Below are 26,601 nucleotides of genomic sequence, written 5' to 3'. Positions count from 1 at the left end.
GAGCCATTAAGCTAACTTGTACTAATTACCCGTGAGGCTTAACCATACAACGCCAAACGCGTTTTATGCGACAGTTTAGACAGAAGTTAATATAACTAAAGTAGAAATTACTTAGAAAGACTTAAAAAATATTATCAGATATTTTCCAAATTCAGTTAGTGCGTAGAAATACGAATTAACGCCCTAATTTGCTTGGTGACAATAGCGTTTTGGACCCACCTGATTCCATGCCGAACTCAGTAGTGAAACGAAACAGCGCCGATGATAGTGTAGCATTTGCTATGTGAAAGTAGGACATTACCAGGCTTCAAATTGTAGAAAGCCCGACTAGAAATAGTCGGGCTTTTTTACGTCTGTAAAAAAGTGAAATATGCGCAATTAACACACACTCATATCGCGACACAAAGATAGTGTAGCATTTCACTGTGGCTCTCTACCGCTGTGGGCACTACGACATTATCAGGCTTCAAATTAAAGAAACCCGTTACTGCAATGTGACGGGTTTCTGCTTTCTGGGGTTTAGAAAAAACCTATAGCCTATATAGAACTTACATGCCGAACTCAGTAGTGAAACAAAACAGCTCCAAAGCGAGATCCACTGAAGGCTGCCCTGACACAAAGATAGTGTAGCATTTTACTGTGGCTCTCCACCGCTGTAGGCACTACGAAATCCTACTGCGTAGCGCACCGACTTCAAATTGTAGAGAGCCCGAGTAAAAATAGTCGGGCTTTTTTACGCCTGCAGAAAAGTGAAATGCGCGCAATTAACACACATTCACATCAACACCCATCACGTAGGTCGGGGAGCTTAGCGACTTCTGATGTTAATTTAATCTTTTTTATTTTATATAAAAGCTAATTACTCTCATTTCCTTAGATAGCAAATTTAATTTTGCTTTGTTACTGTCTTTGATTTAGGATCAAATCAGTTTAAAACCAAGAACTAACAGCCTGTGTATAGATTATTAATTAGCGCCATATCCATTTTATTTTGTTTTTCTGTGTCGGCAGTTGAAGTAACTGATCTATATCAAGATATTTTAAGAGTGGATGACAAAACACGAGATACTCGATTAGCTGCGAGTCGTAAAGCTTTGCTTAATGTTTTAGTGAAAGTAAGCGGTGATGAAACTGCGGATCAAAATAAATTAGCGCAGCAACGTACTAAAGATATTTCTGATTATATGCTTAAGTTTGAATATGACGAGAGAGCAAATGGACAATTGAAACTCGTTGTTAAATTTGAAGCTCGAAAGATCAATGCGCTAATCAAAGAGTTAAACTTACCTTTATGGGGAGTACAACGTCCATTAGTCGCAATATGGTTAGGTATTGAAGACAATTGGCGCAGAGAATTAGTAACACAAGAAAGTTATCCGCAGTTAGAGCAGTTAATTTATGACAAAGCAGGGCGTCGTGGTTTACCTGTTGTTGTTCCATTACTTGATTTACAAGATCGACGTCTAGTAGGCATTCCTGAGGTGTGGGGTAACTTTTCAGAACCAGTAGAAGAGGCCTCTAGACGCTACAGTGCTGAGCGAAGTATTACAGCTAGAATGTATAAAGAAGCAGATAGCGAAAATTGGATTTTAGACTGGCGTTTTACTAATGATGATCAATTTGATTCAAATCGATTAACCGGTGATAAACAGCAAATAGTTAGCCAGATGATTGACACCTTAGCACGAGGCCTTGCAAGCGAGTATGCAATTGATCCAAATGCTTATTATGAACAAGCAACTGCTACGCTCACGCTAAAGGGTACACAAAGTTTTGTTGATATAGAATTAGCGAAACGAAGATTATTGAGCCTAAGTGTTGTTACGCAAGTCAAAATTGTTCGTAAAACACCGGAATTTGTTGAATTTAAACTAAACCATACTGGTAACTTGAGTGATCTTAAAAAAGGGTTAGGGCTAGACTCTTCATTTAAAGATTATGAGGATCCACGCGCATTTTATCATGTTGTTGATAAAAATAGCTTAGAGTATCAATGGGTAACACCATAATGCTAATGTCTGAGCCGATGCAAATGGCACTACCGGTTACTTTACCGGATGACGAAACCTTTGCATCATATTTTGGGGGAGAAGACTCTTTGGAGGTTAATCACCTAAAAGATAGCTTTTCCAAATTAGCAAAAACGTTTCAGTATACATACCTATGTGGTTTAGGTGATTCGGGCAAGTCTCACCTTTTATATGCAACCTGCATAAAAGCACAAGAGCGTGGCTTATCTAATATGCTGCTGTCTATGCGCGAAGTAATTGACTTTGGACCTATGGTATTAGACGGTTTAGAAGCGCTTGATGTTCTATGTATTGATGACGTGCATTTAGTTGCAGGGAATGATGCGTGGGAAAAAGCACTATTTAACTTTTTTAACCGGTTTAACGAACCCGGTAAAATGTTAGTAGTAACTGCTGATTTACTTCCTAGCATGCTCAATATATCTCTGCCTGACTTAGAGTCTCGTCTAACGTGGGGAACAACCTTTCAAATTCGTTCTATGAGTGATGACGATAAAGCACAAGCACTTGTTAAGCGCGCTCACATGCGCGGCCTTGAATTAAGTGATGAGTGTGCACGCTTTTTATTAACCCGTTTAAGCCGTGATATGCGAGCTTTATTAGATGTACTCGACAAATTAGATCATGCATCTATGGCTGCACAGCGAAAATTAACTATTCCTTTTATAAAATCAACGTTAAAGCTGTAGTAGGTCTAGAATCTAGACCCTGCTTTCAGTTATCATAAGCTATTATCAGAGCGTGTTTACCTTTCCTGATTGGAATTTGTTTAACTTAAGTGGGCTTTAATCGCGTCGTGAGGACATTAGCATAGTTTTTATATGCAAAACCCGAACAACAAAGAAAATAGCCTTCAAGATAAACACTTCGAACAACACGTGTTTGGTCTTTATTTAGCGTTATTGCATGACTTATGTAGAAACTACAGCCCAATGCTTAACCTTATTTAATAGCCAACCACACTGTTGTAAAGCAATCTTGAAAGGCCAACACGCTCTTAAGCAATCACCTTCTGTGAAAGATCAGGTATCGAATGAACTTAGAAAACATATTAGCGCAAGCACTTGAGGCGGTAGCCAGTGCCAGTGAAATAGCGCAGTTAGAAGATATCAGGGTTAATTACCTTGGTAAAAAAGGCGAAATCACTAGCTTACTTAAAACGTTAGGTAAAATAGCACCTGAAGAACGTAAAGAAGCAGGCCAAGTTATCAACCAAGCTAAACAAGATGTGCAAGTTGCTATTAACGAAAAACGTGAATTGCTTGCAAGTAAAGCACTTGAAGAAAAGCTAGCTGCTGAAACTATAGATGTAACTCTGCCAGGACGTGTTATGCCTACCGGCGGTTTACACCCAGTTACGCGCACTATTGAGCGTATAGAAAGCTTTTTTGGTGAGTTAGGTTTTGAAGTTAAATCTGGTCCAGAAATCGAAGACGATTTTCATAACTTTGATGCGCTAAATATTCCAGAGCATCATCCAGCACGTGCTGATCACGATACCTTTTATTTCAATCCTAAATTAGTACTACGCACACAAACCAGTGGCGTGCAAATTCGTACTATGGAAACTGAGCAGCCACCACTGCGCATTATTTCACCTGGACGTGTATACCGTAACGATTACGACCAAACACATACACCTATGTTCCACCAGGTTGAAGGTTTAATGGTTGATACCGATGTTAGCTTTACTGAGTTAAAAGGTATTTTGCATGATTTTTTACGTAACTTCTTTGAAGAAGATATGGAAATTCGTTTCCGTCCTTCATTCTTCCCGTTTACAGAACCTTCAGCTGAAGTAGATGTTATGGGTAAAGACGGTAAGTGGTTAGAAGTACTAGGCTGCGGCATGGTACATCCAAATGTACTTAAGTCTGTGGGTATTGACCCAGAAAAATACACCGGCTTTGCCTTTGGCATGGGTGTAGAGCGTTTAACAATGTTGCGCTATGGCGTAAACGATTTGCGTGCATTTTTCGAAAATGACTTAAAATTCCTGAACCAGTTCCGTTAAGAGTGAAACAATAAAATGAAATTTAGTGAAAAGTGGTTAAGAGAGTGGGTTAATCCTGCTATTGATACGCAAGCTCTTTCGGAACAGCTTTCAATGGCTGGTCTAGAAGTTGATGGTGTTGAGCCTGCTGCTGCCAAATTTAATGGCGTAGTTGTTGGTGAAGTTGTTGAATGTGGTCAACACCCTGATGCAGATAAACTGCGTGTTACCAAAATTAACGTAGGTGGCGATGAGCTACTTGATATCGTGTGTGGTGCACCAAATTGTCGTTTAGGTATTAAAGTTGCTGTTGCAACTGTGGGCGCTGTACTTCCTGGTGACTTTAAAATTAAAAAAGCCAAACTACGCGGCCAACCTTCAAACGGAATGCTATGTGCTTTTGTTGAGCTAGGTATTAGCGAAGAAGGCGACGGCATTATGGAATTGCCAAGCGATGCACCAGTAGGCACTGATTTACGTGACTATCTAGGTCTTGATGACAATATTATTGATGTTGACTTAACACCAAATCGTGGTGATTGTTTAGGCATTAAAGGCCTTGCTCGTGAAGTAGGTGTTTTAAATAGCATTGACGTAAATGTATTAGATATCCCAGCGGTTACGCCAACAATTGATGACAAAGTATCAATTGAGCTAGTTAATGAAGATGCATGTCCTCGTTACCTTGGCCGTGTGATAAAAGGCATTAACCTTGATGCTGAAACACCACTTTGGATGGTTGAAAAATTACGTCGTAGTGGCGTACGTTCAATCGACCCAGTAGTTGATGTTACTAACTATGTATTACTTGAACTTGGTCACCCAATGCACGCGTTTGATTTAAATGCGATTGAAGGTGGTATTAAAGTTCGTAGTGCAAACGCAGGCGAAGAACTTGTTTTATTAGACGGTAATACCGCTAAATTAAACGACACAACACTTGTGATAGCCGATCATAATAAAGCACTTGCAATTGCAGGTATTTTTGGTGGGGAGCAATCAGGTGTTACAGATAAAACATCTGATATATTACTTGAAAGCGCATTTTTTAATCCTGTTGCAATCGCAGGGCAAGCACGTAGCTACGGTTTGCACACTGATGCTTCACACCGTTATGAACGCGGTGTTGATTTTGCTCTGCAACATGATGCAATGGAACGTGCAACAGCACTTCTTCTCGAGATTGTAGGTGGTCAAGCAGGCCCTGTAGTTGAAGCTGTTGCGGCTGATAAACTACCAAAAGTGACTGAAGTACGTCTTCGTCGTGCACGTTTAGACCGTGTTATTGGTCATCATATTGAAGATGCTAAAGTAACAGATATTCTTACGCGTTTAGGCCTTGATGTTAAAGTAGAAAATGAAAGCTGGAGTGCGGACGTACCAAGCTACCGTTTTGATATTCGCATCGAAGAAGATTTAATTGAAGAAGTAGCACGTGTTTACGGTTACAACAGCATTCCAAATGTTGCACCAACTGCAAAACTTAAAATGACGACACATAACGAAGCAACTATTGCGCTTAGCAAGTTCCGCAATACGTTAGTGACTCGTGGTTACCAAGAAGCAATTACATACAGCTTTGTAGACCCTAAAGCACAAGCTATTTTACACCCAGAGTGTAAAGCAATGGTATTACCGCATCCTATTTCAATTGAAATGTCAGCAATGCGTGTAAGTTTAATGCCCGGTTTATTAGCGTCTGTAGCTTATAACCAAAATCGCCAACAGCCTCGTATTCGTTTATTCGAACATGGTCTTAAATTTATAAGCGACGAAAGTGCAGAAAACGGTGTTTACCAAGTGCCGGTTATTGGCGGTGTTATAACAGGCCTTGTAAATGGCGAGCATTGGGTTGAAGAAAAACGTAATGTTGATTTTTACGATTTAAAAGGTGATGTTGAAGCCTTACTTGCAATTACCAATGACATTACTCGCTTTGAAATTAAAGCCGAGCAGTCAGATGGACTTCACCCTGGTCAATCAGCAGTAATATATGTTGATGGTAAAAAGGTTGGTTTTTTTGGTGCTTTACATCCTCAAGCTCAAAAGTCGTTAGATATCAACAACGCAACTTTTGTTTTTGAAATTGAAATGTCAGCAATAGAAAAAAGAAATTTACCGCAAGCCGAAGGGGTGTCTAAATTCCCTTCAAATCGCCGCGACATCGCGATTTTAGTGGCAGACAGCGTTAAATCTGGCGACATTTTAAGCGTGATCGAAAAAGTTGGCGGAAATCAATTGGTTGACCTAAACTTATTCGATGTGTATAAGGGCAAAGGTATTGAGCCAAATTATAAGAGTTTGGCGATTGCTCTAACACTGCAAGCGGTTGATAGAACACTCGAAGAGAAAGATATCAATCTAGTAGTTGATAACGTGGTGGCCGAATTGGCCGAACAGTTTAATGCATCGTTGAGGGACTAGATATGGCGCTTACTAAAGCCGACATAGCTGAACACCTATTTGAAAAGCTCGGGATCAATAAAAAAGATGCCAAAGATTTAGTTGAAGCGTTTTTTGAAGAAATCCGCTCAGCGCTAGAAAAAGGCGAGCAGGTTAAGCTCTCTGGATTTGGTAACTTTGATCTTCGAGACAAAAAAGAAAGACCAGGCCGCAACCCGAAAACAGGCGAAGATATTCCTATTTCGGCACGTCGCGTGGTGACTTTTCGACCAGGTCAAAAGCTTAAAACCCGCGTAGAAGTGGGCACAAGCAAAGCAAAATAAAAAAAGGCAGCGTAAGCTGCCTTTTTATTTGCCTGAATAACCTAGTTATTAAATTATACCAACCTGCATAAATCTTTGATCAATTTAACGAATTAAATAGCACTATAACGTCGTTAAAATATTTTTATCTAGAACAACTAGATACAAAAATTTTTGCCTAGTTCTAGCGTAATTTTCTTAACGTTAAATAGACCCCATACATAAGCAGATTGGTATTAGGTTATTTTTGCGATTATAAATTAAAACTCTCGAGGAGATACAAAATCACCTGCCATTATTTGCTGAAATGTTTGCTCTGCAAGTACATCTAGGCTATCTAAGCTTTTACCATTTGCGACTAATTTCTGCTCAATTTCAAATGCATCAATATTTTCAATCCCCGACATTTGCGCTACTCTAGAAAATATATATGCGTGCTTAAACTTATCATGTTTATAAAAAAGACTAATAAGTGATGTATACACTTCCGGATTCGGTATGTTGTCTTTTTTATTGAGCTCTAGAGTTTTATAAAGTAAATCAATGGTTTTTTCATCATCAAATTTAATATAGTACGATGCTAAAAAAAATTGCATTTCGGCACTTTGCGTTACACTTTTATCGTTTTCTATAGCCAATAATTTAGTCAACGCACTTTGGTTGTTATTTCGTGACCATTGGTAGTAGAGCAAACCTGGGTGGTTTGTATTTTGGGTATCTTGATATAACCGAGTCATTTCTTTAATACTCGTTAATTGACCATCAATACGTGACGTTTTTTTAGCTTTTAACTTAATATGTTCAATTTTAGCGGCCAAAGTTATGCATTGGTTATAAGATTCAAAGTCCTTGAGTAATTGGTATTTATTTTCATCAGTAGGGTCTTTGTATTCTATGTAGCGTTTGATAATTACATCAGAACGCTCATCCTTGCAGTGACTGTCTTTGTTTAAGTCGCTACAAAAGCCAGGTGTTTCTTTGCACACTTGTGCGAGTGTTAACGGCTCTTCACACCCTGCCAATGTTAGCAAACCCAATAGTACACTTGCTTTTTTAAGCATTCCTTAACCCCAAATGAATATTTACTTTGTTATTCTAACGCAATCATTTAACGCCTAACAGTAGAGAATAACTTCAGTTTAAATTAGAATAGCCCTGCCTGAAGTGCATTACTCTCAAAATATAGTGCATTTTTAAAGGCTATCCGTTCAAAATGATAAACTTAGGTAAATAAAATGACCTCATCTCACGAGTTAGAATACACAAATAGTTGGCAAGAGCGCCAAGATTACGCAGAAAGCATGCAACCAATCATTGGTAAGCTTTACCGTAATCGTGGTATCGAAATCGCTGTATATGGCCGTCCTCTCGTAAATGCCAGTACTATCGATATTATCAAATCTCACAAAACCGTTGCTCAGTTTGAAGGCACTAAATTACGTTTGCGCGAAAGCTTCCCATTTTTAGAAGCTATCAGCAAAATGGAATTAAACTCAGCACGTATTGATATTGGTAAGCTTGCATATAGTTATTTGTTCACTGAAGCCGCAAAAGGTCGTTCAGTAGAAGAGTTTGTAAAAGATGAACTTGCAGAAATAACAGACTCACCAGCGAAAGAGCCACGCGATGTAGTATTGTATGGTTTTGGTCGTATCGGTCGTTTATTAGCGCGTTTATTAATTGAAAAATCAGGTCCATATTCAGATTTACGTTTGCGCGCTATTGTTGTGCGTGGTGGTAAAGATGGGGATCTTGAAAAGCGTGCAAGCTTACTGCGTCGTGATTCAATTCACGGTCCATTCAATGGCTCAATCACGATTGATAAAGAACGCAATGCAATTAAAGCTAACGGTAGCTACATTCAAGTTATTTACGCTAACTCTCCTAGCGAAATTGATTACACTCAATACGGTATCGACAATGCATTAATTGTTGATAACACAGGTATTTGGAAAGACGAAGCGGGCCTTGGCCAGCATCTAGAGTGTAAGGGCGCTGCAAAAGTATTATTAACAGCTCCTGCAAAAGGCAATATCAAAAACATCGTATATGGTGTTAATAACAAAGATATTTTACCTGAAGATAAAATTGTTTGTGCAGCAAGCTGTACAACCAATGCAATTACACCAACGCTTAAAGCACTAAACGATAAGTTTGGTATCAATAATGGCCATGTTGAAACTGTACACTCGTACACGAACGATCAAAACCTTATTGATAACTACCACAAAGCAGAGCGCCGTGGCCGTGCCGCAGCACTTAATATGGTAATTACTGAAACAGGTGCTGCAAAAGCGGTTTCAAAAGCATTACCAGAGCTTGAAGGCAAGTTAACAGGTAACGCAATCCGCGTACCTACACCTAATGTGTCGCTAGCTATTTTAAATCTTAACTTAGCAACAAGCACATCAGTTGAAGAGCTAAACGCATTTTTACGCGATACAGCACTTCATTCAGACTTACGTGATCAAATTGATTACACTGCATCAACGGAAATTGTATCTACCGATTTAGTAGGTAGCCGTTACGCAGGTGTTGTTGATTCACAAGCAACAATTGTTGAAGATAACCGTATTGTTTTATATGTATGGTACGACAATGAGTTTGGTTACAGCTGCCAAGTAGTACGTTGTATGCGCGATATGGCCGAAGTGTCATTCCCAAGCTTACCTCGCTAATTTATTTGCAGTGACTTAAAAGCCAGCATGTTGCTGGCTTTTTTGGTCGTGTATTATTTTTAAAGCGTATGCCTTGTGATAGGCTTTAATTAAGAAAATGCACATTCGTTTTACTATTTATAAAATAATGTCAGTTCTGTGAATTAATAAGCAGATAAACTTATTCAACCTAAAGGTTTTTTCATGAAAATCAGCAGCAATTTCGACAGTGGTAATATCAAAGTTATTGAAGCCACCGATCCTTTAAATATTCAATTAGAAATTAATAAAGATCACCAGTCTGAATTTTATCAGTGGTTTCACTTTCGCCTTGAAACAACACCTTACCAATTGCATAAGTTAAATATTAATGAGCTTGATAAATCAGCTTACCCAGATGGTTGGGAAGGGTATCAAGCCGTTGCATCATATGACCGCCAAACATGGTTTCGTGTACCATCAAGCTATGAAAATGGCACATTAAGCTTTGAAATTGAACCAGAGTGCGGCAGTGTATATTTTGCTTACTTTGCGCCATACAGTTACGACCGCCATTTAGATTTATTATCTTGGGCACAAAGCCAAGGCGCTTGCCAATTAATAACGCTTGGTGAAACACTCGATGGCCGCGATATGAGTGTGCTTAAAATTGGTGAGCCAAGTGAAGACAAGAAAACCATTTGGATCACAGCACGCCAACACCCAGGTGAAACAATGGCGCAGTGGTATGTAGAAGGTCTATTGCACAAACTTCTTGATGACGAAGACCCACATGCAGCTGCGCTCTTATCAAAAGCAGTATTTTACGTTGTGCCAAATATGAATCCAGACGGCAGCGCACGTGGACACCTTCGTACTAACGCTAAAGGTGTTAACTTAAACCGTGAATGGCAAACACCAAGCATGGAAAACAGCCCTGAGGTTTACTTAGTGCTTAATAAAATGCGCGAAGCTGGCTTAGATATGCACTTAGACATACACGGCGATGAAGCTATCCCATATAACTTTGTGGCAGGCAGTGAAGGTATTCCAAGTTACGATGAACGCTTAAAAGGCTTAGAAGATAGCTTTAAAGCTGCGCTTTTAACTATTACACCAGAGTTTCAAGATGAGCATGGCTATCCAAAAGATGAGCCAGGTCAAGCTAACCTTACGGTAGGTTCATCAGCTACGGCTGAAGAATTCAAAGCATTAACGTACACAATTGAAATGCCATTTAAAGACAACAACGATTTACCTGATCCAGATTACGGCTGGTCAGATCGTCGTTCGTATCAATTTGGTCAAGATACATTAGCGGCTATTGTTAATGTTGTTGATGATTTAAGATAAAACGCTTATCTAAAAGGGTATCAATAGTTTTGATACCCTTTTTGCTTTTAATAAAACCCTTTGTATAAAAAAATAATAATCATATAGCAGCTTTATTCTTAAAACGTTTTCAACGCTTCTTCGCTGCGTATCATCACCGTATCGGTACAAATCAATCTACTTTCATTTAAATACTACAGATGTAGTGCCTTTCGCCAAGTGTGTAATTATATATTTTGAAAATTAAGTGTTAACAAAGTTAGGTTACTTAAGTTAAGATTAATTAAATCATGAGTCGGGACGGGAGAGGTAAAACCTTATTTCGTAAAGCTTATGTAGCGTAGTAGCTAAAGCAGAGTCTCGTAATTAAAAATAATAAATATAACTATAGAGGATATCCATGGAAGCTTTTGTAAGTGCTGTTAATGATGTTGTTTGGAGTGATGCACTCATCTATTTATGCCTAGGCGCAGGCTTGTTTTATTCAGTATTAACTCGATTTGCTCAAGTTAGACATTTTAAAGAAATGTGTAAGTTATTATTTAGTCCTAACACGTCTGATAAAGGTATCTCATCTTTTCAAGCCCTTGCAGTATCGTTATCTGGACGAGTAGGCGTTGGTAATATTGCTGGTGTTGCTGCCGCTATCGGCTTTGGTGGACCAGGCGCAATTTTTTGGATGTGGGTTGTTGCATTTTTAGGTGCAAGTACTGCATACGCAGAGTCTACTTTAGGCCAAATTTATAAAACAGAAGAAGATGGGCAATACCGTGGTGGCCCAGCGTACTATTTTGACCGTTGTTTAGGGCAAAAGTGGCTAGCTGTTTTATTTGCTGTTTCGGCGATTATTGCCTGTGGTGTTTTTCTACCTGGCGTGCAAGCAAATGCAGTAGGTAATGCGTTTACCCAAGTGTTTGGCAATGGCAACATGGTTACTACTAGCTTTGGTGACGTAGGTAGCTTTAAGTTAGTCGCTTTAGCAATCATCCTTATTGTTTTAGCGTTTATTATTTTTGGCGGTATAAAGCGTATTGCAAACTTTACGCAAGTAGTAGTGCCATTTATGGCGCTTGGTTACATAGTACTGGCATTAATCGTAGTATTTTTAAATTTAGATAAAGTAGCTGATATATTCTATTTAATTATTAGTGATGCATTTACTGCGCAGGCTGGTTTTGGTGCTGCTATTGGTTGGGGCGTAAAGCGTGGTATATATTCTAATGAAGCTGGCCAAGGTAGTGGGCCTCATGCTGCAGCGGCTGCAGAGGTTGATCACCCAGCTCAACAGGGTTTAGTACAAGCTTTTTCGGTTTATGTTGATACCATTTTTGTATGTACTGCAACAGCATTAATGATTTTAATAACGCAGCAATATAATGTTGTGGGTGACTTACCAGCAGGACAGTTTATTGTACAAAATGTAGATGCAGCCACTGAAGTAGGCTCAGCAGCCTTTACTCAAATGGCTTTATTTAGTGTATTTGGCAGCTTTGGACAAGCATTTGTCGGTATTGCATTATTCTTCTTTGCCTTTACCACAATACTTGCTTATTACTTCATTGCAGAGACAAATATTGCTTACTTAAATCGTTACTTTAAAGGCAATATCCCGCTTGTCCTTGTGAAATTTGTGATTATGTTCATGGTTGCATACGGTATGGTTAATAATTCAGGTTATATCTGGACTATTGGAGATATTGGCGTTGGCTTAATGGCTTGGATTAACATATTGGGTATTTTAGCTATTTTCTTTGTAGCTAAGCCAGCTTTGTTATGTTTGAGCGATTATGAGGATCAGAAGAAAAAAGGCGGAAAAATCACATTTGATCCAGTTAAATTAGGGATTAAAAACGCCTCGTTTTGGGAAAAGCGTCTAGAGAAACAGTCAAAAGACGCTGAGTAATTAAACTTAGTGGGCAACTTAGAAAATTATAGCCCCTAAATCAGTTGTTGGTTTGAATTCAAAAAAGACAACGAGAAATAAAACAAGTACAATAAAGGCGCCGAAAGGCGCTTTTTTTATGCGTAGTATGGAGAGAAGTATGGCGATTATTCGTTGCCCAAAATGTGCAAAATCAATTTCAGATAAACATAAGCAATGTCCGCATTGCGAAAGCAACATTGCAGAGCTAAACGACGAGCAAGTTTTACAACTTCAGCGCGAACAGCGAATTAAAAAAAAGCAGATGTTTATAAATCACTCCTTTTTGGCGCTTATCTTATTTTTAGGTGGTTTTTTCTGCTTGTACTTTTTACAACCGCAAGAAGAAACACTTCAATGGTATGCTTACACTGCCGCAATAGGCATAGGCTGTATTTGGTACCTTATAAATCGTATTATATTAGTGACTCTAAAAAAGAAAAAATGACATGAACATCGATAATCTTGTACAAAATATTACTCCCGAATTATTCGAACGCTTACAATACGGTGCTTCTACTGGCAAGTGGCCAGACGGTACCGTTTTATCAGATGAACAAAAGCAACAAACAGTGCAGTTGGTTATGTTGTATCAAGCAAAGGTGGCTCAATCAAACGAGCAATTTACGATTGGTGCTAATGGTGAAATGATCCAAAAGACAAAAGCTCAACTACAAAAAGAATTCAAATCAGACAACGAAATAGCTAGGTTTAGTGAACATGATCTTTAAGCACCTTTTTACACCTAAGTGGAAACACCCAAAGCAACAAGTACGTCTTGATGCTATCGAAAAATTAGACATTGAACGTGATGCAACCATATTAAACACGTTAGCACTTGAAGATAGCTCAGCTGAAATTCGCCGTAAAGCGCTGCAAAAGGTAAACAATTTGCCGCTATGGTGGAAAGCGTATAAACAAGATCAAGCATTAAAAGATATAGCAGAGCTGCAAATATCTAATGCTGTTTTAAATAGCGAAAGTACACTAACAGCGCAAATCAAAAGTGAATACATAGAGCGTTTTGCACCTGTTAAAACACTCGAAAAGTTAGCATTTGCAGAAAAAGAACTGCAAGTACGCGTTAAATTATTAAAACGTTTAGCAAATCCAAAATTAGTAGAAAAAGCATTTAAAGAAGGTAGCGAAGAGCTACAAACTCAGTTAGTTGAACTTGTTATTACCCATCAATTAATTAAGCCATTAGTAAAACATGCAAAAGGTGATGCAAAAGCAGCACTTGAAACGCATATTGAAAATGAGCGTTTAGCAATTGAAATGCCACTTCAGGTTGAAAGTGCAACACGTGTTATTTTAGCTAAGTTAAATGCTTTACGTGAAAAAACAGATTTTGGTGTTGTAAATTCACAAGCCGGCGAATTAATGGCCCAGTGGCAAGCACTTGAGCTTAAATGGTTAAGTGATGAGCGTGTTAAGCTGCTTGATGAAAAATACATTTCTATTACTACTAAGTTAGATGCACACATTGAACAGCTAAAAGCGGTACATGACAAAGAGCAGCAGCAATTAGCGCAACAACAGCGTCAATTATTAGCACTTGCAACACTTGAAGCTTTAGGTGAAGAAATTGAAAATGCCTTACAGCTTGGTCTTGAAACTCCAGAGCAAATTCAACAAGATTGGCTTGATGCAAAAGTAGCGCAAGCTAAGCAAGCTATTAGCGAAACAGAACTTGCTAATAATGCACAATCAAAACTCGCTGTAAGCAAGTTAGAAAAACTATTTACTCAAGTTGCTAAGTTACCCGAGCTAACAACGGCTATTAAAGAGTACAAACTCGCTTTTGCAGCATTATGCGAAATTAAGCCAGCAGAGGATTTAGCACAATACGATGCAACTCTAACTGAATTTAATAATGGCTTTAAAGCAGCGCGTAATCATTTGAATATATTAGATGGCGCACTGCAAAGTACCTTTAAAACACAGTTAAATGGGCATAAAAAGCAATTTTTAGCACCAATGAATGAGCTAGTTAAGCCACTTGAAAAAAACCAAAGCCAAGCAAAGCGCAAAGCGCGTGATGTTAAGCGCCTAATTGAAGAAGGTCGTTTTAATGTTGCTTTTGGCGTATTTAAAGGCTTTGAAGAGTTATTTAATACACTTACTGAGCAATATCAGCAGCCACTTGTGAACATAAAAGCAGACCTTGAAGCGCAACTTGCAGATGCGAAAGATTGGCAAAAATACGCTGCAGCACCAAAGCGTAAAGCTTTATTAGAAGAAGTAAGTGCATTAGTAATCGAAGAGTGTACAGACCCACAACAACGGGCAGAGCAAGTAAAAGCGCTACGTAAACGTTGGAATGAGTTAGGTCGTTTAGATACAGATGAAGAAAAGCAACAAGGTGTGCAGTTTGATGAACAAATCGAGTTGTTATTTGCGCCTTGCCGTAGTTACTTCGCAGAGCAAGAAGTGCAACGCGAAGCATCAAAAGCACAGCGTGAAAGTATTATTAACGACATGCATGCGCTCCATTTACAGCCAACTGCTGAGGATGACTTTGATTGGAAACAATATGAAAGCCAATACAATCGTTTAAATAAAGCGTGGCGTAGTGTGGGTAAAGTTGACCCTAAAACATACCGTACACTAAACGATCGTTATAAAAATGAGCAACAACAAGTACTGGCTTTATTAAACGCATTTCATAAAAGTAATGCAGCACTTAAAAATGAGTTAGTAGAAAAAGCGCAGCAGTTATCACAAAGCGATGATTTAGCCGCTGCTTGCCAAGAGTTGAAGCAAATGCAGCAGCAATGGCAAACCATTGGCTTTGCTGGTTTAAAAGCTGAAAATGCGTTATGGCAAAAGTTTCGTCAGTATAACGATGAAACATTTACCAAGCGTAGTAGTGAGTTTGAGCAGCAAAAACTCGAGCAAAACGAGTCAGATAAGCAAGCAGTTGCAGAACTTGCTGAGCTTGAAGCAGCACTTAGTGATGTTAATCAAAGAGCGCAGTTGCACGACCTCGAAACAAAAGTGAAAGGGTACACGCAATTTAGATCGTTAGCGCCAAAGGTTACTAAGCTACTAGCAGCTATTGACGATAAACTTGCATTGCTTACAAGTAAATCTGAGCAAGCTAATTTAGATGCATTAATTACTGCACTTGAAAACAATGAAACGTTACCAAGTCAGTATCAAGCACCGCTTAAAACAACATTAAGTAAAGAGCAACTTATTACTCGCATGGAAATACTAGCGAACGTAAGTTCAACCGATAAGTCACTTAGAATGGCAGAACAAGTAGCCATGCTAGATGACAAACATCGTGGCGATCATGCTGATTTAAACTATTATTTAAAACAGTTATTAGCGCTCAGTGACGGTTCAGTTGAACCTGACACACTAACGCGACTTAAAGCGACACTTGCAGCTTAATAAAACCAGCATAATCTATGCTGGTTACTATTTTACTAAGCCGCTTTAATAGCGGCTTTTTTATGTATCACTAATTCATAAACAAAAGGGTTCTCATGAGAATTTTAGTTATTATTGCAGCGTTATTTTTAACTGCCTGTAATACCACGCAAGGCATATCAGTATATTCATTTACCAACTCTGAGGTTGAATCTGTACTGGGTAAGCAATTACCAAAGTTAAGTGAAAAAGTAAGCTTAATGGGTTTACCCGTTCAGTTTGATGTAAACGACTTAAGTGTCAACATTGGGCCTGATAACCGCGATGTTGTTGTTCTTGGTGCCGATTCAAGCGCTGAAATTAATGCATTCGCACTTAAATACCCTGTGCGTTTAAAGCTGCAAATTGAAGGTAGCCCATTTTACGACAGTGAGAAAAAAGCAGTGTTTTTACGTAATATTAAATTACTTGATTCGAGTGTAGATGCCGGTGGTTTTAAAGGTAATTTAGGTGCGCTTGATAGCCAAGCAATGGATGTTATTAATGCTTTTTTAGCGGTTAACCCAGTTTATACATTAAACATGGATGACCCTAAAATGATGCTACTTAGTAAGCTTCCACTTGATATGAAAGTGGTTGAAGGTGCAATTAAGCTAGTACCTCGTCTATAAGTAGATCTACCTACTTACAATATACGTATTAATTAGCCTGACTTTCAGGCTAATTAGGTTTTAATATTATGGCGGCTCCTCGTACTGTTCCCTCTTCTCGGCTTTCTCGCTTTGCAAAATTAGGCTCACTTGCCACAGGTGTTGCTACCAACATGTTAGTTGATGGAGCTAAGAGCGCGCTAACAGGTAAAGGTTGGGATAATAAAAGCTTACTACTACAACCTAAAAATATTGAAAAACTAGCCACACAGCTATCACATTTACGTGGTGCAGCAATGAAACTCGGGCAATTGCTCTCAATGGATGCCGGTGATCTACTTAGTCCTGAATTAGCTCAGTTACTTGCTTTACTTCGCTCAGACGCGAACCCAATGCCTCATAAGCAGCTTGTTGAAGTGTTAAAAGAGCAATGGGGGGATGAGTGGCTAGCGCGTTTTTCTCACATTGAGCTAAGACCTTTTGCAGCGGCTTCTATAGGGCAAGTTCATTTGGCTTATAAAGAAAATGGCGAGCAGCTTGCTGTTAAAATTCAATACCCTGGTATTGCTAAAAGTGTAGTAAGTGATGTCGATAACGTTATTTCTTTATTAACGATTTCTCGATTATTGCCAAAAGATCTTAATATTAAACCACTTATTGGTGAGGCTAAGGCACAGTTATTAGCTGAGGCTGATTATAAACGTGAGGCTCAGTACTTAATACGTTATAAAAATGCATTAGCAACTAATCCCCACTTTAAAGTACCCAAAGTATATCCAGAGCACAGCACACAACAAGTGCTAACTATGGAGTATATAAAAGCAGAACCTATTGAGAGCATTACAGAGCTACCAGATAGTCAAAAAAGCTTTGTTGCAGAGCAACTGATTGATTTGTTTTTTAAAGAAATGTTTGAATTTAAATTAATTCAAACCGACCCTAACTTTGCCAACTTTCATTATCAGCTTGATACACAAAAAATTGTTTTATTTGATTTTGGTGCAACGCGAGAAATATCAACCGAGCTTAGCTTAGCGTACTTAGCCTTATTTAAAGCGGGTAGCGAAAACAACCGAGAAGGTGTACTCAAAGCGGCATCACATATAGGTTATTTTAAAAATGACTTAGTTGATGAGTATAAAAACAACGTCATTGATTTATTTTTAATGGCGTGCGAGCCGCTAAGAGTAAAAGGGGAATTTGATTTTAAAAATAGTGAACTCGCGCTCAAAATTAAAAATGCAGGGCTTGCCCTTAGTGCGCAATCTCAGCAATGGCATACACCGCCCGTTGATGCGTTATTTATTCACCGAAAACTTGCAGGACTTTATTTAATAGCCGCAAGGCTAGGTGCAAAAATAGATGTAAAAACGTTATTTAAGCACTATTTATAGCGTTTTAATTTACGCGTAAGTGCACTTTAAGTAATGAGTGCACTTAGCGTATAAAATTGCCATAATGCTCGCGATATTTCGCGAGGTGCATTTATGATAAAACAATTTTTAAACGATCCTAAATTATTGCTAAACGCAGTAGGTGAGGGCATATACGGTTTTGACCTATCGGGTAATGCGGTGTTTGTTAATCCTGCGGCTGAGCGCATGACAGGTTGGTGCGCTGAGGAACTATTAGGTAAAAAAATACATCAATATCATCACCACACTCATGCTGATGGCACTCCTTATCCCGCTGATGAATGCCAAATTTACTGCACCATGTTTGACGGCAAACGTCGTGAAGTTAAAAATGAAGTTTTTTGGCGTAAAGACGGTAGCTCATTTGCAGTAGAATACACCTCAACACCGGTTTATCAAAATGATAAGTTAATTGGTGCTGTAGCGGTATTTCGCGATATATCACTGCAACAGCAAACACAAAATGCACTGCAAGAGGCACTTACTCAAGTAAAGCACTTAAGTGAGCAGCTAAAAGATGAAAACAACTACTTAATTGCAGAACTTAACGAAGATTGGCAAGACTCAGGGCTAGTTGGACAAAGCCATATATTTCAAACCATGTTAGATCAAATAAAACTGGTAAGTGAAACCGACAGCACAGTGCTTATACTTGGCGAAAATGGCACGGGTAAAGAATTAGTAGCCCGTAATTTGTATAGGCTAAGCAAACGCAGCGAACAAGCTTTTATAAAAGTAAATTGCGCCGCATTTACCCCAAGTTTGCTAGAATCGGAATTGTTTGGCCATGAAAAGGGCGCGTTTACAGGTGCCAATGACCGCCGTAAAGGGCGCTTTGAACTTGCTGATAAAGGCACCTTGTTTTTAGATGAGATAGCAGAGCTTCCACTTGAGGCGCAAAGTAAACTACTAAGAGTTCTGCAAGAACAAGAGTTTGAACGTGTGGGTGGCAGCAATACGCTAAAAGTAAACATTAGAGTAATTGCAGCGACTAATCGCGACCTGTGGGAGATGGTACAAAAAGGCACGTTTAGAATTGATTTGTATTATCGGCTCAATGTATTTCCTATAAAAGTACCCGCCCTTAAAGATCGAAAAGAAGATATTCCTTATTTATGCGCTAATTTAATTGCGCAGATAAATAAACGACTGGGTAAACACTTAAAAGGGCTAAGTAAAAAAGCAATTACGCAGCTGCAGGCTTACGATTGGCCAGGCAATATTAGAGAGCTGCAAAATGTACTTGAACGCGAAGCTATTTTATCTAATCAAGCGGTACTTCAGTTAAGTCAGCCTTTGCAAGCGGGTGGTGAAGTAGTTATTAATCCTTCACTTACGCTCGATGAAGCGCAAAAGCAGCATATAACCTCTGTTCTTGTGTTATCGCACTGGCAAATATCGGGTGATAAAGGAGCGGCAGTTAAATTGGGCTTACCTGAGAGTACACTACGCTCAAAAATGCGAAAGTTAGGAATAGCTAAGAATTCGTGATATATCGCGAAGTTCGCTTTATATCGCGAGGTTGCTTTTTGTTTTTTAAAATAATTTCTTTAATATCAATGAAGTAGTTAAAGTTTCAGCTTGGTCTGAAGGTTGCAAATACTTGCTTAACACCCGTCATTATGAAGCAAGTACTATGAAGTTTGATATTAAAGAAGAAGACATGATTATTAAGCCCTATAACACAGAAGGGCCAATTTATATCCGCGAGCAAAAAGGATTTTTTCAGCGCATACGCCGTAATTTAGGCTGGCTGTTAATGCTAACTTTTATTGCAATACCGTGGATTCAATATAACGGACAACAAGCTGTGCTGCTTGATGTGGCAACGCAAACCTTTACTATTTTTGGTTTAACACTCCTTCCTCAAGATTTTATGATTTTAGCCCTGCTATTTATGGTGGGGGCTTTTGCATTATTTTTTGTAACTAACTGGCTTGGTCGGGTTTGGTGTGGTTATACGTGCCCGCAAACAATATGGATGCTTATGTTTTCGTGGGTAGAGCAGCGCATTGAAGGCACGCGAAATCAGCGAATTAAATTAGATAAATCTCAGTGGACGCTAAGTACTTGGCGCAAAAAAATAACTAAGCACAGTGCGTGGATTATTATTTCAGTTTTAACCGCCACCTCGTTTATGGCGTATTTTATTCCAGCAAAAAGTTTGTATATGGAAATGCTTACATTTGAATGGTCAGGTATTACGAGCTTTTGGGTGTTTTTATTCGCTTTTTGCACTTACGGTAATGCAGGGTTTTTACGCGAAAAAATGTGCACGATTGCTTGCCCGTATTCTCGTTTTCAGGCTGTTATGTTTGATAAAGATACGTTGCTTGTTACCTATGATAGCAAGCGCGGTGAAAGTCGTGGACCGCGTAAACGCAAAGCCGATCCAAAAGAGCTTAACTTAGGTGACTGTGTAGACTGTAACTTATGTGTAGAGGTTTGCCCGGCAGGTATAGACATTCGAAATGGCTTACAATATGAATGTATAAACTGTGGCTTATGTATTGATGCTTGCGACGATACTATGGAGAAATTTGGTTATCAAAAAGGCTTAATTAAATACGCCAGTGAAAAACAAATGGAAGGTAAAAAAACCAATCCATTTAGATTAAAACTAATAGGATACGGCGCATTAACGGCTTTGTTAATAATTTCTATGTTTGCATGGATGCTGCAACGCACACCAATAGAAGCCTCAGTACTACGCGATAGGAATGCGCTTTATAGAGTGAACTACGAGGGCCTGGTAGAAAACCCTTATACACTTACTATTATTAATAAAACGCAGCAAGCTCTGCATTACAGTATTGCCATAGAGGGCTTGCCAGAAGCAACACTCTCAAGTCCAAGTTCTACACTTATACAGCCAGGTGCAATGAAAAGAGTCCCCGTTACTGTAACAGCCGATGGTTACAATATTGCGCACAAAGTGAGTAAGTTACAATTTGTAGTAACAGCGCAAGAAGATGCCAGCATTACTATAACCAAAGACAGTCAATTTTATAAAAATTAGTACAGTATATAAGCTCTATATAAACAATGGCTTGAGCTTTACCTAGCTCAAGTCGTTGTTTAATTCATTTAAAATAAAATGCTTTGCCGATTCTAGGTTATCAAAAAGACAATCTTTGAAAGAAACGTCTCTTTTGGCGTTTTGCATTATTCGTTGCATTTGGCTTATAGCAATAGGTGATGTAAGCACAAACGCGCTAATTAAACAGTTATTCTGCTGCATGTTGTGGCTTATGGCTACCATTTCTTGCTCGGCCTGCGGGGTTGCAGCTACAACGTTTGATGAGTCACTTATATAACCCCATTTCTCGCCTTTAAATGATTGAATGGTTTCAAAAAGCGCTATTTTAAAATTACTTAAAAGCTCAAGTTCTAGGTTTCCGCTAAATTGTGCAATAACTATATTATTTTCAAGCGATAAATTAACGTGTCCGTTTTTATTTTTGTATTCCATTAATACCTCCTAAATTAGCTTTTTATCTAAATTTAGTTTAGCAGCCAAGAGGGTACAAGCGGCTGCAAACTTATTAAAGTGCTTTAATATAGTTAAGGGCGCTTTTAATAACCGCTACTTGCGCCAAAATACATTCTTCATCTGTGGCTGTTGGGCTATCAGGGTATACCTCTGTTGTGGTTACATAGGGTGCATCTGTAAAGCCCATACACAAACCTAAATCGCGTGCTGCGTAATTAATAACGCCAAATTGCTCTTGAGGGACGCCTATTAACTGGTTATTTTCATCACTCGGTGCAATGTGCGTGACCTTTGCTACATCTTCGATAATTACTTTTTGAAATTCAGGCTCAGGCTTATTGGTATCGGCCACTAAATAAAACCCATCAGGTATGTTCCAATTAGTGTTTGTTGTGCCTTCACGGGCAGCAAGTGCGGGTCTAAATTCACTGTTATCGCTGTCGGTTGTTTCGTGTAAATCAATATGAGCAACTAAGTCTACATCGAGTGATTTTACAAACGCCATAATAGCTGCTGACTCTTGTGCTGGGCTGCCTTCGTAAAATGAGCGGTTAGGATCAATAGCATCAGGGTTCCAGCGATTTATTGTTTCATATCCCCAAGGGCTAATGCAGGGCGCAACAACAATATTAAACTGCTCAGAGTGTTGCATAGCAGATGTTTTAGCAAATCTAAGTGCGCCATGTACGCCACTGGTTTCGTAGCCATGTACACCACCGGTGATTAAAACAGTTGGTTTATTGGCATTAAAGTTAGGCGTTTTTAATATATATAATGGGTAAGTACCAGCGGCGTAATTAAGCTCGCCGTATTGCTCTATATCTAAGGTGCTTTTAAGGTCATTAATTAGCGTTACGACTTCGTTTTGGTAACTGCGTTTAATGTTTTGGCGTGCTAACCACTGGGCTTTATCGTTGTTATTCCATTTTTTGCCTGGTGTGCCAATAGGGTATGTGCTGTTAGTCATAATAAACCTTTATATCAACTGTTATTTGTTCTCCTATAAATAAGGAGGGCAATTACAATTGGTAAAATTACTTAATAAAGGCGTAGCTTAACGCTGAGTAAATTAGCGTGCAAATTAAAACGTTAAAGTCATATTTTTAATAGCGCGTGATTGCTGGGCTTTAATATAACTTTGGTTTGCGAACTCACCCGAAATACTACCTAGTCGTTCACGCTTTACACTAACGGTTAAACTACACGTTTTACTTTGATCTACTTGCGAGCTGCTAAACATATCTAAGCTTTGCAAATCTATTTCAAGGCGCGAAGTGCCAAGCGCAAAAAGCATTGATTGTAAAAGTGTTTCATTATTATTGTTAGTGCAGCTACTGCTAAGTTCTACTTGACTAGTACTATTGGGATCAGTGCCATCTAACTGAACTGTAAGGAGACTATTAATACTAAAAGTTTGGTCGTTACTCGGGGTTAAAATAATAAAATTTAAAGGTAGTTCCACACCTGAATTCGCATTTATGCCATCGTCTCGTTTAAATTTAATATCAAACTGTTGGTTATCGTCAGTGGCATTTATATACGCTTGGTAATCAACGTCTAAAAAGTCGGTATCTTTTGTAAGTACAATAGCAGTGTTATTCACAAGAGCTTGTAATGAGTCGCTATCGCTTAAAACAATGTTTGAGCCATTAGCATCTCCCGCATTTAGTTCTGCGTTAACACGCGTGCGGTTACCGTCAGAAACCAGCTCAAAGCCTGCCCAAATTCCTTTTGTTTTTATTAAATTCGACTCTGTTTCTGATGTACATGCGCATAATAATAAAATTAAAGCAGTTGTGGTAATGCACTTTTTAAGCATGTTAGCTCCTTTTAACCACTGAATTAGCTATAAGTAATTGTTTAATTGCGGATATACCTAGTAAATATATTAAGTGTATTTGTGCATTGTTACACAACACGCTATTTGTAAATGTTTAAAATTGTTAATGGTTGTGAGTAAAATGCTAATATTAAGTTTTAAAAGTCAGCCTGCTAAGAGGTTGCTCGATAAATGACTACTATTTAGCGTTAAATGTAATATAAAAGAGTATGTTACAATCAAGTCAAAGCATATCTTCATATTGAGTATTATGGCGCAGTATATTGCTACTCCAAGTTGGCTAGGCCGTTTTTTTACCCGTATTAAACACGTAACTATTGAACAAGAGCGCCTTGTTGTGCATTTTAGAAGTGCTCCCGCACGGACATTTTTAATTAAAGACTTTTATAATTACTCAATACTTAAAAATCGTTTATTTAGCGCCAAAATTAATTTGTGCGATAGTAGCAATACATCAATTAGCTTTTTAAACAAAGCGCAAGCTAAGTCTTTAAATACCGCCCTTAACACGCAATTTTCAGCCATGCTTGAGCAAAAAGTAAATAACGCCAAGGCTTTGCTAAAGCGTTATGCTTTAGATGAGTTTTTACGTGATAGTTCCATAAAAATACTTAATAACGAGGTATTTTTACTTGCTAAACAATACGCTCAAAGTACAAACACATGGCAACAACACTTATCGCCAAGCAGTATTAAATTTTTAAATATACTGAGCTCCACACCCAATACTCACGATGCAATCACACAGCTGCGCCATAAATATGAAAAAAAACAGCTAACTCTTAAAAATGACTTTTTTAATCAAGTAGAGTCAAATCCATTAACAACAGAGCAGCGCTTAGCGGTTATACGCGATAACGATAAAAACCTAGTATTAGCGGCAGCAGGCACAGGTAAAACATCTGTGATGGTAGCAAAATCGTTAGATTTAATAGCGTGTGATATTGCCAAGCCTGAGCAAATTTTGGTGCTGGCCTATAATAAAACAGCAGCAAATGAGCTTAAAGAGCGCTTTATTAAACGCGCCACGCATGCAAACTTGCATACCAAAGTACCCACTATTTTAACGTTTCATGCGCTTGGGCTTAAATTATTACAAAGTGCTAAAAAGCCAATCGAGTTGTCAAAATTTGCAACCGACCCAGTTCAATTAAATAGTTGGTTAACTGGGTGGGTAAGTAAAAAAATACAAACCGAGCCACAGTTTTTAAAAGCATTTGTAGATTTACTCCATGAGCCGATTGATATATTTAGCTTTAAAGATAATGCACAGTACGAGCGGTACGTACGCGATAACGAATACCGTAGCCTTGCGGGACATAAAGTAAAAAGTTATCAGGAAGTGCTTATTTCAAACTGGCTACATTTGAATTGCGTGGCGCACAGTTATGAGGTGAATTATCACTTTAATCAAGGCGCAGAGCTAAGTGGGCAATACCAACCAGACTTTTATATACCTCAATACGATATTTACTTAGAGCACTTTGGCATTGATAGGCAAGGGAGTACTCGTGCCGATATAGATAAAAAACACTATAACGAGCAAATTGCATTTAAGCGTAAGTTACATAAACAAAATGGCACCACTTTACTCGAAACCTTTCATTACAACTGGGTAGAAGGAAAGCTTGAGCAAACTCTCGCAAAGCAATTAAAGCAGCATAATGTTGAATTAGCACCTTTAAGTAACGACGAAATATTTCATACTTTAAATAACTCAGGACAGTTACAGCAAGGCATTGAGAAGTACATAAAATGCTTACAAGCTATTCGAGTGGAGCAACTAAGTAATAAGCAAATAGCGCAGCGCATCAAGCAAAGTGGTATTAAAAACTATCAACAATATGCAAACTTGTTAGTGCAAATTCACGACGCTTATATAAATGAACTAAGCACGCAAAATGCCATTGATTTTGACGACATGATTATTCAAGCAACAAAGGCGATAGTAAGCGGAGATTTTAATATTCCATGGAGCCACATTTTAGTTGATGAGTATCAAGATATATCAAGTGCGCGTATGGGTTTTTTAAATGCCATATTAAAATATGGCAAAGGAATACGCTTTACTGCGGTAGGTGATGACTGGCAAGCAATTTATCGGTTCTCGGGTGGTAATTTAGCGCTTACTACACGCTTTAATGAATTAGTGGGCAGCCACTCACTTACTATGTTGCAAAAAACATTTAGATATAACAATAGTATTAGTGATGTAGCGGGGCGCTTTGTAATGCAAAACCCTGAGCAATATAAAAAGCAGATCAGCACACATACGCAAGTAATCACACCACAAGTTATTTTGTTAGACGATTTATACCAAGGCACTAAATCGATAGAAATAAAAGTACAGCAGAGCATAAGCACTATTCAAAAAAACGATGCATCAGCGAGCATTGCCATACTTAGTCGATACCGATACATGTTAAATAGCGTGCAGCAGCATTTAAAAGATAAAAAGCATACAAACCCTCTTTATTTTTGGACATTGCATAGCGCTAAGGGGCTTGAAGCCGATTACTGTATTATTATTGGTTTTGAACAAGGTAAATTAGGGTTTCCTAGCGATAATCAAAATAACGTGCTGGTGGAGTCGTTATTACCAGAGCAAGATGAATTCACTCACTCAGAAGAAAGGCGTTTGCTTTATGTAGGTATTACGCGCGCAAAACATAAAGCGTATTTAATTGCAGACCCTTATGCATGCTCAGCGTTTGTAAAAGAACTAGTAAATGACGATTATCCTATTCAAATCGGCTCCACGTTGTTTAACAAGTCGCAACTAAAGCAAAGAGAGTGTAATACGTGCAGCGACGGATTAATTGTGCCAAAAACGGGTCAGTATGGTGATTATTATAGCTGTACTAATACGCAGATTTGCGAAACTAAACTACGAGTGTGTAAAAGCTGTAGTAGCCCATCGGTTGATAAAAACACGTATTCACAATGTGTGAATACAGAGTGTAAAACGCAGCATCCAATTTGTGAAAAGTGTGGTCGCGAAATGCGTAAACGTAAATCTAAGCACGGTGAATTTTTAGGATGCAGTGGTTTCGCGCTTAAAGAGGATAACTGTAAAAACACTCGAAAAATGAATGTTTAACGGCTAACGAGCAGGTTTACACCTATCTATTTTATAGAACAATGTAAATAGAAATTATATTCATTTGATTGATTTTAACAAGTTATCAATGTCTAATAGAAGAAT

Annotated in this window: 20 protein-coding genes and 1 rRNA gene; 17 read left to right on the top strand and 4 right to left on the bottom strand. The window is 38.5% G+C overall.

The genetic code is table 11. From position 1 onward, the window contains the following. Nucleotides 1-191 precede the first annotated feature (191 nt). The 6 genes from rrf (at nt 192) to ihfA (ending at nt 6,749) form a co-directional block, all read left to right on the top strand. Nucleotides 192-306, top strand: a 5S ribosomal RNA gene (gene rrf / locus I6E69_RS08930). 647 nt (nt 307-953) lie between these two features. Next, entirely contained in the window at nt 954-2,009 is a 1,056-nt protein-coding gene (locus tag I6E69_RS08925; RefSeq protein WP_197121072.1) for a DUF2066 domain-containing protein, read from the top strand. Next, entirely contained in the window at nt 2,009-2,719 is a 711-nt protein-coding gene (hda, locus tag I6E69_RS08920) for a DnaA regulatory inactivator Hda (RefSeq protein ID WP_002960693.1), read from the top strand. Before I6E69_RS08925 ends, hda begins: the two co-directional genes overlap by 1 nt. A gap of 344 nt (nt 2,720-3,063) precedes the next feature. Continuing rightward, nucleotides 3,064-4,044, top strand: a complete 981-nt coding sequence (gene pheS, locus I6E69_RS08915) for a phenylalanine--tRNA ligase subunit alpha (protein WP_039486289.1) — start codon at nt 3,064-3,066, stop codon at nt 4,042-4,044. Between the two features lie 15 nt (nt 4,045-4,059). Beyond that, on the top strand, nt 4,060-6,447 hold the full coding sequence (pheT, locus tag I6E69_RS08910; RefSeq protein WP_002960691.1) for a phenylalanine--tRNA ligase subunit beta: 2,388 nt from the start codon (nt 4,060-4,062) through the stop codon (nt 6,445-6,447). Nucleotides 6,448-6,449: 2 nt separating this feature from the next. After that, complete coding sequence (gene ihfA / locus I6E69_RS08905) at nt 6,450-6,749, top strand: integration host factor subunit alpha (RefSeq protein ID WP_002960690.1); 300 nt, start codon at nt 6,450-6,452, stop codon at nt 6,747-6,749. 239 nt (nt 6,750-6,988) lie between these two features. On the opposite strand, the gene I6E69_RS08900 is transcribed toward ihfA, so the two are convergent. Beyond that, nucleotides 6,989-7,789, bottom strand: a complete 801-nt coding sequence (locus I6E69_RS08900; RefSeq protein ID WP_197121071.1) for a DUF2989 domain-containing protein — start codon at nt 7,787-7,789, stop codon at nt 6,989-6,991. A gap of 174 nt (nt 7,790-7,963) precedes the next feature. Between I6E69_RS08900 and I6E69_RS08895 the strand changes: the two genes are divergently transcribed. The 10 genes from I6E69_RS08895 (at nt 7,964) to ccoG (ending at nt 21,082) form a co-directional block, all read left to right on the top strand. Next, nucleotides 7,964-9,406 (top strand): glyceraldehyde-3-phosphate dehydrogenase, encoded by a 1,443-nt coding sequence (locus I6E69_RS08895; protein ID WP_002960684.1) that lies wholly within the window; start codon nt 7,964-7,966, stop codon nt 9,404-9,406. A gap of 183 nt (nt 9,407-9,589) precedes the next feature. Next, complete coding sequence (locus I6E69_RS08890; RefSeq protein ID WP_002960683.1) at nt 9,590-10,717, top strand: M14-type cytosolic carboxypeptidase; 1,128 nt, start codon at nt 9,590-9,592, stop codon at nt 10,715-10,717. A 379-nt stretch (nt 10,718-11,096) separates the two neighbouring features. Further along, entirely contained in the window at nt 11,097-12,599 is a 1,503-nt protein-coding gene (locus tag I6E69_RS08885; RefSeq protein ID WP_039486316.1) for a sodium:alanine symporter family protein, read from the top strand. A gap of 139 nt (nt 12,600-12,738) precedes the next feature. Further along, on the top strand, nt 12,739-13,065 hold the full coding sequence (locus I6E69_RS08880) for a hypothetical protein (RefSeq protein WP_002960680.1): 327 nt from the start codon (nt 12,739-12,741) through the stop codon (nt 13,063-13,065). A 1-nt stretch (nt 13,066) separates the two neighbouring features. Next, the gene (locus I6E69_RS08875; RefSeq protein WP_007378333.1) at nt 13,067-13,348 is read left to right on the top strand and encodes a YeaC family protein; all 282 of its coding nucleotides are present in this window, start codon (nt 13,067-13,069) and stop codon (nt 13,346-13,348) included. After that, complete coding sequence (locus tag I6E69_RS08870; RefSeq protein WP_197121070.1) at nt 13,338-16,019, top strand: DUF349 domain-containing protein; 2,682 nt, start codon at nt 13,338-13,340, stop codon at nt 16,017-16,019. Before I6E69_RS08875 ends, I6E69_RS08870 begins: the two co-directional genes overlap by 11 nt. A gap of 95 nt (nt 16,020-16,114) precedes the next feature. Continuing rightward, nucleotides 16,115-16,669 carry a DUF1439 domain-containing protein gene (locus I6E69_RS08865; protein WP_002960677.1) on the top strand — a complete coding sequence of 185 codons (555 nt, stop codon included), beginning with the start codon at nt 16,115-16,117 and terminating at the stop codon, nt 16,667-16,669. A 68-nt stretch (nt 16,670-16,737) separates the two neighbouring features. Continuing rightward, nucleotides 16,738-18,042 (top strand): AarF/ABC1/UbiB kinase family protein, encoded by a 1,305-nt coding sequence (locus I6E69_RS08860; RefSeq protein WP_197121069.1) that lies wholly within the window; start codon nt 16,738-16,740, stop codon nt 18,040-18,042. Between the two features lie 93 nt (nt 18,043-18,135). Then, nucleotides 18,136-19,554, top strand: a complete 1,419-nt coding sequence (locus tag I6E69_RS08855; protein ID WP_197121068.1) for a sigma-54-dependent Fis family transcriptional regulator — start codon at nt 18,136-18,138, stop codon at nt 19,552-19,554. Nucleotides 19,555-19,699: 145 nt separating this feature from the next. Further along, complete coding sequence (ccoG, locus tag I6E69_RS08850; RefSeq protein WP_182749687.1) at nt 19,700-21,082, top strand: cytochrome c oxidase accessory protein CcoG; 1,383 nt, start codon at nt 19,700-19,702, stop codon at nt 21,080-21,082. 42 nt (nt 21,083-21,124) lie between these two features. Here ccoG and I6E69_RS08845 read toward each other — a convergent pair whose 3' ends face one another. From I6E69_RS08845 to I6E69_RS08835, 3 genes are all read right to left on the bottom strand, one after another. Continuing rightward, complete coding sequence (locus I6E69_RS08845; RefSeq protein ID WP_039490155.1) at nt 21,125-21,535, bottom strand: hypothetical protein; 411 nt, start codon at nt 21,533-21,535, stop codon at nt 21,125-21,127. A gap of 73 nt (nt 21,536-21,608) precedes the next feature. Next, complete coding sequence (locus I6E69_RS08840) at nt 21,609-22,523, bottom strand: M14 family metallocarboxypeptidase (protein ID WP_182693655.1); 915 nt, start codon at nt 22,521-22,523, stop codon at nt 21,609-21,611. Between the two features lie 114 nt (nt 22,524-22,637). Beyond that, complete coding sequence (locus tag I6E69_RS08835) at nt 22,638-23,375, bottom strand: hypothetical protein (protein ID WP_197121067.1); 738 nt, start codon at nt 23,373-23,375, stop codon at nt 22,638-22,640. Between the two features lie 271 nt (nt 23,376-23,646). Between I6E69_RS08835 and I6E69_RS08830 the strand changes: the two genes are divergently transcribed. Beyond that, nucleotides 23,647-26,496, top strand: a complete 2,850-nt coding sequence (locus I6E69_RS08830; RefSeq protein ID WP_197121066.1) for a UvrD-helicase domain-containing protein — start codon at nt 23,647-23,649, stop codon at nt 26,494-26,496. The last annotated feature ends 105 nt before the right edge of the window (nt 26,497-26,601 follow it).

It is taken from the genome of Pseudoalteromonas sp. NZS100, assembly GCF_015864815.1.
Lineage (GTDB): Bacteria > Pseudomonadota > Gammaproteobacteria > Enterobacterales > Alteromonadaceae > Pseudoalteromonas > Pseudoalteromonas distincta.
Note: the sequence above shows the minus strand (reverse complement) of the source record. Positions and strands in the feature narration are given on the sequence as shown.